Raw genomic sequence first — 15,432 nt, 5'->3', positions numbered from 1 at the left:
TTTTCTACTTTTAGTATTTCTTAGAAATGCTCAGTTATATAGTTATAGACACCCTGTCCAGCGATAGCACCTTCACCAACAGCAGTCGCAATCTGACGTAGATCTTTTTGACGAACATCCCCAATAGCATATAGTCCTGGAATTGATGTTTTCATATTTGTATCAGTTAAGACCCAGCCAGTCTCGTCCGTAATACCTAATTCTGAGACCATGCTAGAATGTGGTTTCAAACCAACGTAAATGAAAACACCTCCGAAAGTCATCTCTGAGATTTCTCCAGTCTTTAGATTTTCAACAGTTACACCAGATACTTTAATCTCATTTCCTTTAATCTCTTTGACCACTGAATCCCATACAAATTTTATTTTTTCGTTAGCAAAAGCTCGGTCTTGAAGTACTTTTTGAGCTCTCAATTGATCACGTCGGTGAATAATAGTAACACTTTTAGCAAATTGAGTTAAGAAGACAGCTTCTTCAACAGCAGAATCACCGCCACCCACAACTAAAAGATCCTGATCACGGAAAAATGCACCATCACAAACCGCACAGTAAGAAACGCCACGACTAGTATATTCCTCTTCACCCGGAACTCCTAAAAGGCTGTTTTTAGCTCCGGTAGCAAGGATTACTGTTTTGGCTTCATACGATTCATCTTCGGTGATAACACGCTTTACATCACCATCGTTCTCAACTCTTTGAACTATACCATAAATATGCTCTACTTCAAATTTTTCCAACGGCTCATACATCTTCATTGATAATTCTGGACCTGAGATATGATCGTAGCCTGGATAGTTCTCAATTTCAGCAGTATTATTCATCTGTCCACCTGGAGCACCTTGTTCAATTAACCCAACTTTAAGGTTTGAACGTGCAGCGTAAAGCGCTGCTGTCATACCACCAGGACCTGAACCTATTATTAAAGTATCATACATTACTATTTCTCCTTTGAATCTTATGGTTTTATTCTATAGCAAAGCGTCTATATTTCCAACTAATCTGACTAAGCTTTTATCATTAAAATGATAGCTACAAATGCAAAGGCAAGTATTGGAGCTGTCATAAGAGCTATCAGAAGGACATCATAAAGAACAGATTGGCGTTCTCTAGCTGTTTTATCTATGTTTTTCTTGGCACGCCAAAAGACCCAAATTATACCAACTAAAATAACAGTTATGCTGGCAAGCCCTAAACCTTGTAAATAAACTTTTGCTATTTCTAAAAACATCTCTATCCAACAAGCGATTGTCAAAACATATCGCAGCTTTCTTATATACTTAGCCTAACTCAAGAATAATTAAAAATGAAGATTAGACATTCTAACCTTCATTATATCAAAATATTTTAGCTTATAGGTACGATTTGTTATAACTAGCGAAGAATTCTTTTGTACGTTCTTCTAAAGGATGGTTAAATAATTGTTCAGGCGTCCCAGACTCTAAAATACGACCTTTTTCCAAAAATAAAACTTTATCTGCTACTTGGTAAACAAAATTCATATCATGACTAACAAGTACCATGGTTTGCCCCTGCTTAGCAGCATCTGCAATAGATTTTTCAACTTCTCCAACTAATTCTGGATCAAGTGCTGATGTCGGTTCGTCTAAAAGAAGAACATCAGGTTTCATGGCTAATGCGCGTGCCAAAGCAACACGTTGTTTCTGTCCACCTGATAAATGTCTTGGATAATATTTTTCACGATCTGCAAGTCCGACCTTTGCCAGTTCGTCTCTTGCAATCCGTGTTGCCTCTTGATCTGACATCTTTTTGACAATTTTCAAACCTTCTTTTACATTATCCAAAGCTGTACGACGCTCAAATAGATTGAATTGTTGAAAAACCATGGCTAACTTACGGCGTAATGTTAGTATGTCATCTTTACTGATTGATTTAAAATCAACTTTAAAATCATCAATTTCAATTGTTCCATAATCAGGCTCTTCTAAATAATTCATACTACGAAGAAAGGTTGATTTTCCTGCACCTGAAGCACCTACTAGAGCAACAACTTGACCTTTTTCAATATCTAAATCAAGTTTGTCTAACACTTTTTGACCAGAAAATGATTTAGTCAATTGTCTCAATTTTATCATTAGCGTACTCCTCCTGGAATCTCATCAGTTAAATGGCGTGGAGCCTTAATTGCCATTTTTCGTTCAATAGCATTTCCCAATTGTTCAATTAAGAAACTAACCGCCCAGTAAACAAGTGCCACAGAGATATAACGTTCAAAATAGCGATAATCGCTACCACCCATAATTTGTGCTTGGGCAAACATTTCAACAATACCAGCATTAAAAGCTAAAGAGGTTCCCTTAGTTAGACCAATTAACGTGTTTATCAAAGTAGGTGTTGCGACTACTGCTGCGTTTGGAATAATAACACGACGATAAACTTGCGCTGAGGTCATCCCTAAACTACGTGCTGCCTCAATTTCACCTTGATCAACCGACAAAATCGCCGCTCGTATAGTTTCACTTGTATAAGCCGCTTCATTAAAAGCAAATGCAGTAATAGCAAATACAGAAGCCGGTATAGCATTAATGTTCCAATCAAAACCATATTTTTGGTTTAAAAATTTCAAGAAAAGTGGAATTCCATAATAACTCAGCATTAATTGAACAAGTATTGGAGTCCCACGTAAAAAACTAACAAATAAAGCTTGAATCGGATATAAAATTTTGACACGGTTAATTTTCACTACTGCAAAAATCAAAGCTAAAATGAGTCCAAATAAGGCTCCTGCTACTGTCAATAATAGTGTTATGGGTAATCGCTCTAAAATTGAGGGTATTGCATCTAAAACAGCCTTCCAACTAAATAATTTCCCCGCTGGAACCTGACTAACCAAATTATTATACCAAGACCATCCACCCGTCAAGATAAATTGATTCATTCCTTCTACTTTCCTTTTCTAAACTTTCTTATCTCCGTTATTCTATCACGCAAACTCTCACATGTAAAAAGATAAAACTTATAGTCTCACTGATTTATTTATCAATGTTTGAAACGTAATCTCCACCGAAATATTGTTTACTTAAACGTGCCAAAGTACCATTTTCTTTCAAAACTTTAATACGCTTATTTATAAATTTCTGTAGAGTTTTACCTTTTTTATCTTTTGGTAAAAGGAGGTATTCTAGTCCATCCTTATTATTACCAATTTTACCTTTCAAAGGAGAAACGCTTAAGTTTAATGATTGGTCTTTTACAATATAGTCGGATGAAATGGCATCATATAGGATAAAGTCAATTTTCCCACTCTCAATATTTTTTAATCTGCTAGTAACACCAGTTGTCCCAGAAACATATTTGATTTTTATTGGTTTTTTATTAGGATGATTTTTATTCCAATTTTCTAGAACCTGTGCATAGTTAACGCCAGATAAAACTTCGGTTGATTTTCCAGAGAGGTCACTTAATGATTTGTAATGGCTCCCCTTCTTCCCTACTACGGCATAATTTGAACGGGATATAGGATCTGAGAAGAGATATTTTTCTGCTCTTTCTTTATTGTATGAAAAATCATTAGCTGATAAATCAAATTTCCCTGCATCAATACCTGTTGAAATAGTATCAAAAGGAACTGTCTTGAAGGTTACTTTGTACTTACTACCTTTAAAAACAGCTTTGACAACATCAACATCATAACCTTTGAATTTCCCGTCTTTTTGATAAGTAAATGGTGCCGTGTCAGAATCTGTAGCTACTTTAAGTTCTACTTTCTCTGACGCCTGAACTGATACTGCTAGGCTGGCGGTTGCGGCTATAGTTGCAATAGATAATATTATTTTTTTAAACATAAGAATTCTCCTAAAATATCATATTACTAGTCTAACACTCTAAAATCTATCTGTATAATAGTATTTCCTTATCAGGTGATAAAGATTTTATATCAATAAAAAAGCCTGAAACGAGCTGATTTCAGACTTTAATAATTTTAAAAACTTTGTTTTTTAGCTTTGCGCTCCGCACGCCCCTTAGCACGATTACTTGCTCTACGCTCTTTGCGACGCTTTTCATCAACTTTCCATTGAATTTTTTTCTTGTAACCTGGTTTTATTTTTTCCTTTTTCTTTTTCACAAGTCCAATCATTTCTGTATCTAATTTTCGATAGGACTTTTCACGGTTATTACGACGATCACGGTCGTATGTATCTTGAAATTCACCGTTTTTAATGACTTTAGGAATAAAATTAATACCTAGTTTTTCAAGTTCACGAATATCAGAATCGTCACTTGGCTGATATAAAGTTATAGCAGTACCAGATAAGCCATTACGGCCTGTGCGACCGACACGGTGGACAAAGAAAGATAGGTCTTGAGGTATGGCATCATTGATAACATGGCTAACACCTTCAATATCAATACCACGCGCTGCTAAATCTGTTGCAACGATATATTCAAATTCGAGGTTTTTAACCTGATTCATAATACGTTTACGTTCACGAGGTGCAATCCCACCATGAATTTTAGCTACTTTTAAGCCATTACTAGAAAGGTACGAATGTAATTCGTCTGCACGCTCTTTCGTATTAACAAATATCATTGCAAGATAGGGCTGCATTAGTTTAGAGAGTTCCAAAATTTGTGCATTTTTATCACGTCCTTTAGTGGACAAAAGCCAGTTATCGATGGTATCAGCGATAACTGTTGCTGTTTTGATTTTTTCCATTACAGGATTGGTCAAATATTTCTTTAAAAATGGCTGTAATTTTTGTGGAATCGTTGCTGAAAAGACTAAAATTTGGACATCCTTGGGTAAAGACCCTGCAATCTTATCAACGGTATCAAGAAATCCCATATCTAGAGTCATATCTGCTTCATCAACAACAAAAGTATGCGCCTTATGAATAGCTAAATCACCTGACTTCACCAAATCATAAATTCGTCCTGGGGTTCCAATGACAATATGAGGTTGGCTTACTTTCAACTTTTCAATTTGACGTAATTTGTCAGTACCACCAACATAGTTAACCACCCGTATTTCTTGCTCTGAATGCTCAGCAATTTGTTTAGTTGCCTGATAAATTTGTGTTCCCAACTCTCTACTTGGTGCAGTAATAACAACTTGAACATCATCACTACTTTCATCTAGCTTCTCAAAAATAGGAAGTAAAAAGGTGTGGGTTTTACCAGAACCAGTTTTCGATTCCCCCACAAGATCGCGGCCTGAACGAACAACTGGAATCAATTTAGCTTGAACATCAGTTGGATCGACGAATTTTAACTCATCGAGAGCCCTCTGAATGTATGGTTTAAAATTAAAATCTTTAAATGACATGTCTATTTCCTTACTATTATTATGTTCATTATACCATTAAAGGCTACAAGAAAGCAAAAGGGAATCTGGCAGTCCATACCACATCCCCTAATAAAGTTTAAAGATATAAAATAGCAAGTGTAATAGCGCTCATGAAAATACCAATAGCCCATAAAAAAGCATCTACTTTCCATTCGCTCCATTTATTACCTTTGCCAGACACACCACCTAATTCTAAATGGTGATGAAATGGTGTCATGCGGAAGATACGTTTCCCAACACCAGTTTTCTTCTTAGTATACTTAAAGTATGCTACTTGCAACATCACTGAAGACGTCTCAAAAACATAGACAAAGCCGATAAAAAGCAAGGTCCATTCCTGACGTAAGGCAATTGAAATGGCTGCTAACATAGCACCCAATGCAAGTGAACCAACATCTCCCATAAAGACTTTAGCTGGTTTATGATTAAAGACAAAAAAGCCAAGTAAAGCACCAATCATGATAACGATAATCAATAAAATATCAAATTGCGTTTGATTATAAGCAATGATTCCATAAGTAATCAAACTGATAACAACCGAAATAGAAGCTAGACCATCAATTCCATCTGTTAGGTTCACAGCATTTGAAAAACCAACAACCCAGAAAAGAACAAAAAAAGCGTATAAGTATCCTACTTCAAGGTAAAAACCAAAAATATTTATCGCAGATGTGCCACTTGGTAACACATGGACAAAATAAAAAATTAGACCCGCAATTAGTTGGAGCGACATTTTTTGCTTTGGAGTCAAGCCCTCATTGATTTGTTTAAAAATTTTCAAAAAATCATCTAAAAAACCAATAATTCCATAGATGAGAACAACAGATAAAATACCAAAAGTTGCACCTAAATTACCACTATTTTCTTTAGATAAAATAATACTAAAAATAAGTGAGACAAGAAGAGCAACAATCAAAAATACCGTTCCTCCCATTGTCGGCGTACCTGCTTTGGCTAGATGTTGTTTGACATCTTCATGCATTTGTTGCCCGCCAATTTTCTTCAATTGGTAAAACTTAATGAAGCGCGGAATGGCAATAACTGTCAGGACAAATGCTATGACACCTGCCATTATACTTAAAAACATGTTAATCTCCTATTGTAATTTTGATTTTTTTAATTTTATTGATGGATTTTCCAACATCAATACTTTGTTTTCTTACTTTACCTGAGGTTGAACCTTTATAGGTCACTTTTATACCTGTCCATTTAGCAAACTGTTCAACGTTTGCTTTAGACCAACCATACATATCAGGTAATTCAGTCAGTTTATTTGTTAATACTAGTAGCTGTTCATTCTCAGCAAGATTAGCTCCTGGTCTTTTAGATACTTTAGAAACTTTACTACCATTTCCTAAAATAATTGGCTGAACCAGATTACGACGTAATTCTTCCGCTACATGACCTGGATTTTCACCAACTATTTTTGATAGTTTATATTTTGTCTGATGTTCTGAGTCATTCAATCCCGGTTTTAATATCGTTTCTTTCATTGCTGTTGCTTGTTCTAAAACAGGATTAACAACATCTTTCCAGAATGTGATACTAAATTTTTCGGGTTGTTGGATGGTAACATACATGATGAAGTCAGGATTTTCCGATGGCACCATAGCCACAACTGAGTTAATAGTATCATTTTTTCCTTGCAGATAACCACCACCACCTTCCTGGGCGATTTGGGCAGTACCAGATTTTACTGCAACTGATTGATTCCCCACCTGAATAACTGGGGCACCTGCTGCGTATAATGTACCATAATAAGGATCTGTCCCAACAGTAACCATATAATCACGTGTTTTACTAGCTGCTTCTTTGGAAACTGGTTTTCCAACGACTTCTTTTCGTGCTGTACGAGAAGTCCCTGTATTTGGATCATAAATACTGCTAATAAACTGTGGTTGTAACATAACACCATCATTCGAGATAGACGTAAATGCGCGCAACATTTGAACTTGCGTTACACCAATACCTTGACCAAATGAGCTCATAGCGATAGTTACTTCATTGTCAGATGGGAACAAACCTCCACTTTCATGAAGCATCCCAAAACGTGTTGGGTAACCAAATTTAAACTTAGAAAGATAGTTTAACCATTTATCTCGTCCCATTTTTTGTTCCAAGGTTACCATACCAACGTTACTGGAATGTGCAAACCCTTGTGGAAAAGTCATATAACTACCAGATGATAACCCTTCATTGACATCCCAATCTCGAATAATCGCATCTGCAATTTTATATTGTGCACTGTTATACACTTCAGTAGAGTTAAAATGCTTAGAATCAATTGCAGAGGCTAGAGTCATTACCTTCATTGTTGAACCAGGTTCAAAAAAGTTATCATATAGTAGTGTGTTATAGGTACCCAAATTTTTCTTATCGTAACCTTTAAGGGTAGAAGGATTATAAGTAGGACGCTGACTCGTTGCTAGAATTTCACCCGTTTTAGCGTTGACAACTGTAGCACTCGCAAATTTTCCTTTGGTTTTTTCTGCGAAAACATCCATCTGAGTCTCTAAAACAGTCTGAATAGGCTCTGATAAAGTTGTGTAGATATCCTTACCATTAACCGCCCTACGTTCTGTTGTTGCAGTACCTAAAAGAACATTCCCACTACGGTCTTTTTCGTATGTTACTTTACCATCAGTACCTGATAATACCTTGTTAAGTGCCGCTTCAAGGCCTGTATTACCAACTAATTTTTTTCCATCTCCATCATCCTGAGGAAGAGTAAATCCTATAAATTGTGAAGCAAATATCCCATTTGGATAAATACGCCCCGGACTGGTAGAAAAACCAATTCCTTTGATATCTGACTTTTCCATCGTTTTCTTGATGTCAGCCATCTTGGTATAAGACAATCCTGAACCTGAACTTCCAAAGGAAACTTGAAACAATTTCTTTTGATTGAGTTGTTTTAGGACAAGATTTTTCTTCATGCCCAATTTATTCTCTAAGATACTAGCTACTTTTTCATACTGAGAAGGTTGTACATATAGTTTTTGACCTGTAGCTGTCGTATAGTTCTTTGAGATAATAGCGTAGAGACTATAGGTCGTAGCATCCTCAGCGATAGGATTTCCATTACGGTCGTAAATTGTCCCACGCTTCGCCTGTACTGTCATACTTTGTTGATAGACTTTCTTGGCTTCCTTGGATAAATTAACCCCAAATTTACTATCTGTACCAACGATGATGACAAAGTTGATGATAAAAATGAAAAATAGGAAAATGGTTAAAATCATCAGATTTTGACCTACTCTTTCCCTATTTTTCTGCGGCGAACGCCTATCTCTTATATGGATCACATAATCAAGGAAGATTTTTTTTAGCTTTTTAAAAAAAGTCACAGACTAGTCCACCTTCCGATAAATATTGTCGTTTTGAATTGTTAAACCAGCATCTTTAGCAATTTTAGTAATTCGATCACGATTAGAAAGCTCATTTACTTCTTGTTTAGCATTGTCAAATTCTGTCTGTTTATCGTTGATTTTACTATTTAATTGATTTACTTCTTGTTTAACTTGTAAACTATTACTTTGCAAGTAAATAATACCGACTGCCATGATAATAGCAGTAATTACAATAGCACCATAAAAAGCTTTCTCAATACGAGAGAAAGTCTTGATGTGACGTTGTAAAGTTTGTGTTACTGCTTCAGTTCGTTTTTCATTTGTCATAAGTTTCTTTCTTATTATCGAATACGACGCGCTACTCTCAATTTCGCTGAATGGGCACGATTGTTCGCTTCTAGTTCTTCTTGACTTGGTAAGATGGGTTTACGATTAACGAGCTCCATCTTAGGTTGTAAATCATCTGGTATAAAAGGAAGACCTTTAGGTACTTCTACTGTTGATGCTTCTTTAAAAAGTTGCTTAGTAAGACGATCTTCTAAAGAATGAAAAGTGATGACAGATATACGACCATCAACAGCTAATAAGTCCATTGCTTGTTGTATAGATTCATCTGCAGCTCCTAGTTCGTCATTGACTTCAATACGAATAGCTTGAAAAATTTGTTTAGCTGGGTGACCTTTTTTCTTCAGTTCTTTGGCAGATTTAGACGATTTGATAATCTCAGCCAATTCTGTTGTTGTAGATATTGTTTTTTCAGCTCGTACTTGCTCAATTTTTCGAGCAATTTGTTTTGAAAATTTATCTTCGCCATACTTAAAGAAAATCCTTACTAAATCATGATAACTATAAGTGTTCACAACGTCATAAGCTGTAAGACTCTGCTCTCTATTCATTCGCATATCAAGGGGGGCGTCTTGTTTATATGAGAAACCGCGTTCACGCTCGTCCAGCTGTGGGCTTGATACACCTAAATCATAACAAATACCATTAATTTCCGACACTCCTAATGCTTTTAAGTTAGAAGATAGATTTCTGAAATTATCTTTGATAAAGGTTACTTGACCGGTATCCACATATTTCTTTAAACGTATATGAGCATTGTCAATAGCCTTCTGGTCTTGGTCAAATGCGTAAAGGTGCCCATCTGGGCCTAATTGTGAAAGAAGATATTCGCTGTGTCCTGCCCCACCTAAAGTAGCATCTACATAGATACCATCCGGCTTAATATCAAGCATATCCACAGTCTCGTGCAAAAGCACAGTAATATGATGAAAATCGTTTGTCATAACTTTAATTGTACCATAAATCCTAAACTTTAGAAAAGTAAAAGAGAGACCGATAAATGCAATCTCTCCTATTATAGGTCAACTATTCCCTTACTTGACCAGTTCCATTAATATAGTATTTTGTACTTGTTAAAGCTTCTAATCCCATCGGTCCACGCGCGTGTAATTTTTGAGTCGAAATACCAATCTCTGCTCCGAGTCCAAAAACGAAACCATCTGTAAAACGTGTTGAAGCATTAACATAAACTGCCGCTGCATCTACCATATCCTGAAAAATTTCTGCCCTACTGATATTATTAGTAATGATAGCTTCTGAGTGATGACTACTGTATTTATTAATCCAGCTAATTGCTTGTTCAAAAGAATCTACTACTTTTACTGACATAATATAGTCTAAAAATTCAGTAGCATAATCAGACTCACTTGCAGCAACAGCATTTTCTAAAAGTTGCAAAGCTTCCTCATCGGCACGAAATTCAACTGACTGGTTCGATTCTTTGAGCATTTTCTCCAATTGAGATAAAAATCCCTTAGCAATAGCTTGATGAACAACTAACCCTTCGGCAGCATTACAGACACTAGGGCGTTGGGTTTTAGCATTAATAACAATCTTAGCTGCCATATCTAAATCTGCAAATTCATCAATATAGATATGAACATTTCCAACACCTGTTTCGATAACAGGAATCTTTGACTTTTCCTTCACCGTTTGAATTAATTTTGCACCACCTCTTGGAATTAAGACGTCCACGTAGTCTGTTGCCTGCATTAACTCCTCTGCTACAACGTGACTAGTATCTTCAACTAATTGTACTATATCTGGGTTGTGGCCTGTATCTTGCAATGTTTGGCGCATACAATTAACCAAGGCAGTATTTGAAAAAATAGCATCTTTACCACCACGCAAAATAATAGCGTTCCCTGTTTTAAAAGCTAAACTAAAGGCATCCACCGATACATTGGGACGACTTTCAAATATCATTGCAATAACCCCTAAAGGCACTCTTTTTTTAAGGATTTTTAAACCATCTAAATTTGTATAACCACTAACAACTTGACCAATCGGATCTGCCAAATCTGCTACCTGATAAATACCGTTTGCTATCGCCTGTATGCGGTCTTTGTTTAGTCGTAGACGGTCCACCATAATTTCTGAGATACCATTATCTTTTGCCTTAACAACATCGCGAGCATTCTCAGTCAAAATGGTTTCAGTATCAGCCACTATGTTTCTCGCTAAGTCCCTGAGTATCTCATTTTTACTAGCTGTACTTAATCGTGCTACTGATTGACTAGCTTTTTTAGCATTTTGCCCTAATATTTCAATATACGTCATAACTCAATCTCACTTTCCTTGAGCAAAATAAGTTCCAATATTATGCCCATCTAACACCTTTAAAATATCACGAGGATTGGCGCCATTCATCAATATCATTTGTCCATTGTTATCAAACACCATTTGTGCACTTTTAATTTTACTAAGCATGCCCCCAGTACCAAATTTACTTCCTGCTCCTCCAGCTGACTTGATGATGTCATCGGTGATTTCAGAAACATGACTACGTAAAACAGCATCATCATAAATATTAGGATTTTTATCAAAAAGACCATCAATATCTGACAGCATAATTAATAAATCTGCTTTAGTAATTTTAGCAACGACAGCAGAGAGACGGTCATTATCCCCAAACTTCGTTTTATGATCCATCTCATCCACGCTGACAGCATCATTCTCATTGACGATTGGCAAAATTCCCATAGAGAGCAGACTCTCAAAAGAGTTTGTTACATTTTGCAAACTCTCTGGAAAAACCACAACGTCACGTGTTAATAAAATTTGGGAAACATGAGTTTGATAGTGCGAAAATATCTGAGAATAAAGACTCATCATGGCTACTTGTCCTACGCTAGAAACTGCTTGTTGTTGTGATATTTCTTGAGGACGCTTATCCATTTTCAAAATGTCTAAACCAAACCCCATAGCACCAGATGATACTAAAATCACCTCCATGCCTCTATTCATAAGACTAGAAATAACAAATGCTAAATGGTCTATTTTACTTAAATTAATTTTCCCGCTTGTCTGTACGAGGGAACTGGTTCCTACTTTAATAACAATTCTTCTAGTTGTCTCAAAATGTCTTTTCATAAAAAAATTATATCATAGGCCCTTTAGAAATGCTATCTGAAAACATCATTGAAAATTCACAAGCATTTCCAAGTGTTTTCTTTTATTACTATGCTATAATCTAGAATCGGAAAACGTTTTATAAGTATTAAGGAGATATTATGTCTAGAGAATACATCACCTTGTCAAAAAATATCATCAAACACCTTGGTGGACAAAATAATATTAACAATGTTTACCATTGTCAAACACGCCTTCGCTTTAGTCTCAATGATCCGACGAAAGTAAACCTTGAGCAATTAAAAACTTTAAAAGAGGTAAAAACTGTCGTTATCAGCGGAGGGCAACATCAGATAGTGATAGGGACTCATGTCGCAAAAGTGTTTGAAGAAATTAACTCCCTCATTGAAACTAACTCAACGACTAAAATAGAACAAACCAAAAAAGCCAAAGCAGTTAGTCGAATTATTGATTTTGTTTCTGGGACTTTCCAACCGATTTTACCTGCTTTATCAGGCGCTGGTATGATTAAGGCATTGCTAGCTTTATTACTAGTATTCAAAATCTTGACACCGTCATCTCAAACATATATATTACTAAATCTTTTTGCAGATGGTGTTTTCTATTTTTTACCTATCTTAATCGCCATCACAGCTGCTCAAAAATTGAAAGCTAATCCTATTTTAGCTTTGGGAACTGTTGTCATGCTCCTTCACCCTAATTGGGCTAATTTAGTAGCTTCTGGTAAACCAGTATCCTTATTCCATACGATCCCATTCACACTTACTAACTATGCATCAAGTGTCATTCCCATTATTCTAATTATTTGTGTTCAGGCTTATATAGAAAAATATTTAAAGCAAATTATTCCTAAATCACTGCGTTTAGTGCTTGTTCCTATGTTAATATTTCTCAGCATGGGAATTTTGTCGTTCTCTATATTGGGACCAATGGGTACTATCGCTGGCCAATATTTAGCTGTTATTTTTACTTTTTTATCCAAATACGCCAGTTGGGCACCTGCTTTTCTAGTAGGAGCATTTGCTCCTATCCTAATCATGTTTGGTGTTCATAGTGGAATTGCTGCATTAGGAATCACACAACTAGCGAAATTAGGGGTTGATTCTATTTTTGGACCAGGCATGCTCTGCTCAAATATCGCACAAGCAACTGCAGGTACAGTGGTGACTCTTATAACAAAAGAAAAAAAACTTAAAGAAATTGCTGGACCTGCTGCCATAACAGCTTATATGGGAATCACCGAACCTATCTTATATGGTGTCAACCTTCCGAAACGTTATCCTCTAATAGCCTCACTTATTGGTGGTGGTCTTGGAGGACTCTATGCCGGTATAATGAACGCTCACCGCTTCGCTGTAGGCTCTTCTGGTCTACCAGGTCTGTTTCTTTATATCAGTCATACTTCAACACATCTTTTTATTACCATGCTTATTGCAGTTATCATTACTGTAAGCACAACTGCTATATTGACATTCATTCTAGCACAATATTACGAAAAACAAGTTAGCATCAGACAAAGAGACTAGGTTATCCCTAGTCTCTTTGTCTGATAAGATATAATAGATAGCAATAAAAATCAAATATTTTAGAGCTAAAACTAGCGTTATTAAACAAAGGATTACAGTGGCTGCCTTCCAACCGTAAAGTCCACAACAAGCCTTTATTTTATCCGCTATAACTATCTCAGTTATTAAGCATTATTCTTACTGTATGATTTTTCTAAAACCTTTTTACTAAACAAGCTTCTTCCAAAAATTTTTTAGCAGTAAGTATTGGCAAATTGATAATATGAGCAACCCAATGATAAGGATTATGATATTGACAGCTACAGTATTCCATACCATTGACCAAAAAATACTTATTCCAATAAGAAAACTACCTATTATCATCATTCCAAACAATGAACCAACTAACAGCCATTGGCCTAACCCTCTATTAAATAGTTGCGTAACCTCTTGCCAATTCAAGAACAAATGTTTATAGTCACGTCTATAAATAAACTGGCCTTCGATAAGTCCCATGAAGACTAGACCTAAAATGAAGCTCAATAAAACGAGGATTGATAGTTTAAGTAGAAAGAATCCTACCAAGAAATAAATAAAAGTAGGAACTGCAAGTTGTAAGGTTATCAAAGTTACAAATTTATGCTTCAAGAAATACGAAAATGATATAGGCAAACTTTTTATAAAGTAGAAATTACTTTTTTCTAAAGAAATACCTACCCCTACAATGCTAGCTGGCATCACACATAAACTACCTATTAATATTCCTGCTAGAAAAGCTATCCCAAAATAATTTTCATTAAAAAATCGACCAATCTCTTTACCATTATTCAAAATTGGAACAATGAACATTGCTAGATATAATAGTGGCATTAAAAATGTATTTGTCAATAATGTCGCATTTTGTAAACTTGATAAATGGTGTTTAACAAGAGTTTTATTAATTGACTCACGTTTACTAAAATCGATTTGACGATGGACTTTTCTCTGCTTGACCTGTCCATACAACAACTCCTGATAGTAGCGTGGCATAACCCATTTATAAATAGCACCTATCAAGAATAAAATGATTAAGAGCGGGAGATAATAGTTGAGGAGACTCTCCATACTAAATGGCGCTGTAACAATATCATAATAACCTCTGACATAAGGGATTGGAGCGATATCTTGTAATTTCCCTTGTACCATCTTTTGACTCGTCATATTCACAAATAATAAGGGAACTATTGCTCCAAATGTAGCTAGTGAAATTAATATAGTAGAAATAAGTTTCCGATTAGCACTTCGAATAATGGCACGGCCTATTAAACTATTAATATACAATGAAATCACCGTTACCGATAAAAATAAAATAGCAAAATTTATGATTGCTAGGAGGACCGCAAGTGGGCCACCTATTATACGCCAATAAGCCACAATCATTAAGGTTAGGATTGGCATTAGAAAAGTTACAGACATCCCAAATGTTGCAAAAATTTTAGCAACATAGAGCTCTTCAGATTTAATAGGCAAATAAGCATATTGTTTAACATCGTCACTCTCATAGAAAACACTGTACATCGCAATAAAAGAGTAGATAATGGATACTAGTGTAAAGATACCAATGTAGAACGTGAAGTAGCCCGGATATTCTTTAAAATCAAGTGATACAAAGAGAAATACATAAATTATTGAAAAGAGCAAAATCTGAAATAACTGATTTCTAAACATGGATTTATAAGCTGAAAATTCTTTTTTAGGATGTTTTTCTTGCTTTTTTCTTAGTGCCGATAGAGTCTGAGGGTTTGAATAAAGGATATTAATTTTTACGAGTTCCCAGATACGTGACCAATTCATA

At 35.6% G+C, this 15,432-nt stretch carries 14 protein-coding genes; 1 reads left to right on the top strand and 13 read right to left on the bottom strand.

Translation table 11 applies throughout. The features are described from left to right. Positions 1-20 precede the first annotated feature (20 nt). The 12 genes from trxB to proB all read right to left on the bottom strand — a co-directional run bounded on the left by trxB (position 21) and on the right by proB (position 12,093). Positions 21-935, bottom strand: a complete 915-nt coding sequence (trxB, locus tag EGX96_RS06875; protein ID WP_000272353.1) for a thioredoxin-disulfide reductase — start codon at positions 933-935, stop codon at positions 21-23. A 68-nt stretch (positions 936-1,003) separates the two neighbouring features. Next, the gene (locus EGX96_RS06870) at positions 1,004-1,228 is read right to left on the bottom strand and encodes a DUF4059 family protein (protein ID WP_000478229.1); all 225 of its coding nucleotides are present in this window, start codon (positions 1,226-1,228) and stop codon (positions 1,004-1,006) included. A 121-nt stretch (positions 1,229-1,349) separates the two neighbouring features. After that, positions 1,350-2,093 carry an amino acid ABC transporter ATP-binding protein gene (locus EGX96_RS06865; protein ID WP_000593862.1) on the bottom strand — a complete coding sequence of 248 codons (744 nt, stop codon included), beginning with the start codon at positions 2,091-2,093 and terminating at the stop codon, positions 1,350-1,352. Beyond that, complete coding sequence (locus tag EGX96_RS06860; protein WP_001071299.1) at positions 2,093-2,896, bottom strand: amino acid ABC transporter permease; 804 nt, start codon at positions 2,894-2,896, stop codon at positions 2,093-2,095. The genes EGX96_RS06865 and EGX96_RS06860 overlap by 1 nt, the downstream gene beginning before the upstream one ends. Positions 2,897-2,990: 94 nt before the next feature. Beyond that, positions 2,991-3,803 (bottom strand): amino acid ABC transporter substrate-binding protein, encoded by an 813-nt coding sequence (locus EGX96_RS06855; protein ID WP_000473468.1) that lies wholly within the window; start codon positions 3,801-3,803, stop codon positions 2,991-2,993. Between the two features lie 137 nt (positions 3,804-3,940). After that, entirely contained in the window at positions 3,941-5,284 is a 1,344-nt protein-coding gene (locus tag EGX96_RS06850) for a DEAD/DEAH box helicase (RefSeq protein WP_123957829.1), read from the bottom strand. A 97-nt stretch (positions 5,285-5,381) separates the two neighbouring features. Further along, positions 5,382-6,392: a phospho-N-acetylmuramoyl-pentapeptide-transferase gene (mraY, locus tag EGX96_RS06845; RefSeq protein WP_000480020.1), complete on the bottom strand. Its 1,011-nt coding sequence runs from the start codon at positions 6,390-6,392 to the stop codon at positions 5,382-5,384. A 1-nt stretch (position 6,393) separates the two neighbouring features. Next, positions 6,394-8,652, bottom strand: coding sequence for a penicillin-binding protein PBP2X (pbp2x, locus tag EGX96_RS06840; protein WP_000142542.1), 2,259 nt, complete (start codon positions 8,650-8,652; stop codon positions 6,394-6,396). Positions 8,653-8,655: 3 nt separating this feature from the next. Then, complete coding sequence (gene ftsL / locus EGX96_RS06835) at positions 8,656-8,982, bottom strand: cell division protein FtsL (RefSeq protein WP_000180568.1); 327 nt, start codon at positions 8,980-8,982, stop codon at positions 8,656-8,658. 14 nt (positions 8,983-8,996) lie between these two features. After that, positions 8,997-9,944, bottom strand: coding sequence for a 16S rRNA (cytosine(1402)-N(4))-methyltransferase RsmH (gene rsmH / locus EGX96_RS06830; RefSeq protein WP_000180266.1), 948 nt, complete (start codon positions 9,942-9,944; stop codon positions 8,997-8,999). An 82-nt stretch (positions 9,945-10,026) separates the two neighbouring features. Then, a complete protein-coding gene (locus EGX96_RS06825) occupies positions 10,027-11,280 on the bottom strand; it encodes a glutamate-5-semialdehyde dehydrogenase (protein ID WP_000221014.1) in 1,254 nt (417 codons plus the stop codon). A gap of 9 nt (positions 11,281-11,289) precedes the next feature. Further along, complete coding sequence (gene proB, locus EGX96_RS06820; RefSeq protein WP_000820352.1) at positions 11,290-12,093, bottom strand: glutamate 5-kinase; 804 nt, start codon at positions 12,091-12,093, stop codon at positions 11,290-11,292. 140 nt (positions 12,094-12,233) lie between these two features. Here proB and EGX96_RS06815 point away from each other — a divergent pair, with 140 nt between their 5' ends. After that, positions 12,234-13,619, top strand: coding sequence for a PTS transporter subunit EIIC (locus tag EGX96_RS06815; RefSeq protein ID WP_001865878.1), 1,386 nt, complete (start codon positions 12,234-12,236; stop codon positions 13,617-13,619). Between the two features lie 207 nt (positions 13,620-13,826). Here EGX96_RS06815 and EGX96_RS06810 read toward each other — a convergent pair whose 3' ends face one another. Further along, entirely contained in the window at positions 13,827-15,431 is a 1,605-nt protein-coding gene (locus tag EGX96_RS06810) for an ABC transporter permease (protein WP_001104587.1), read from the bottom strand. Position 15,432: the final 1 nt, after the last annotated feature.

Origin of the sequence: Streptococcus sp. FDAARGOS_520 (assembly GCF_003812685.1) — a bacterium.
In the GTDB taxonomy this organism is placed as follows: Bacteria; Bacillota; Bacilli; order Lactobacillales; family Streptococcaceae; genus Streptococcus; species Streptococcus agalactiae.
This window is presented reverse-complemented; position numbering and strand designations above follow the sequence as displayed.

Coding starts and splice junctions, on each gene's coding strand:
- trxB (WP_000272353.1), bottom strand. CDS start 935: ATGTATGATACTTTAATAATAGGTTCAGGTCCTGGTGGTATGACAGCA.
- EGX96_RS06855 (WP_000473468.1), bottom strand. CDS start 3,803: ATGTTTAAAAAAATAATATTATCTATTGCAACTATAGCCGCAACCGCC.
- EGX96_RS06815 (WP_001865878.1), top strand. CDS start 12,234: ATGTCTAGAGAATACATCACCTTGTCAAAAAATATCATCAAACACCTT.
- rsmH (WP_000180266.1), bottom strand. CDS start 9,944: ATGACAAACGATTTTCATCATATTACTGTGCTTTTGCACGAGACTGTG.
- EGX96_RS06825 (WP_000221014.1), bottom strand. CDS start 11,280: ATGACGTATATTGAAATATTAGGGCAAAATGCTAAAAAAGCTAGTCAA.
- EGX96_RS06810 (WP_001104587.1), bottom strand. CDS start 15,431: ATGAATTGGTCACGTATCTGGGAACTCGTAAAAATTAATATCCTTTAT.
- mraY (WP_000480020.1), bottom strand. CDS start 6,392: ATGTTTTTAAGTATAATGGCAGGTGTCATAGCATTTGTCCTGACAGTT.
- ftsL (WP_000180568.1), bottom strand. CDS start 8,982: ATGACAAATGAAAAACGAACTGAAGCAGTAACACAAACTTTACAACGT.
- EGX96_RS06870 (WP_000478229.1), bottom strand. CDS start 1,228: ATGTTTTTAGAAATAGCAAAAGTTTATTTACAAGGTTTAGGGCTTGCC.
- proB (WP_000820352.1), bottom strand. CDS start 12,093: ATGAAAAGACATTTTGAGACAACTAGAAGAATTGTTATTAAAGTAGGA.
- EGX96_RS06850 (WP_123957829.1), bottom strand. CDS start 5,284: ATGTCATTTAAAGATTTTAATTTTAAACCATACATTCAGAGGGCTCTC.
- EGX96_RS06865 (WP_000593862.1), bottom strand. CDS start 2,093: ATGATAAAATTGAGACAATTGACTAAATCATTTTCTGGTCAAAAAGTG.
- EGX96_RS06860 (WP_001071299.1), bottom strand. CDS start 2,896: ATGAATCAATTTATCTTGACGGGTGGATGGTCTTGGTATAATAATTTG.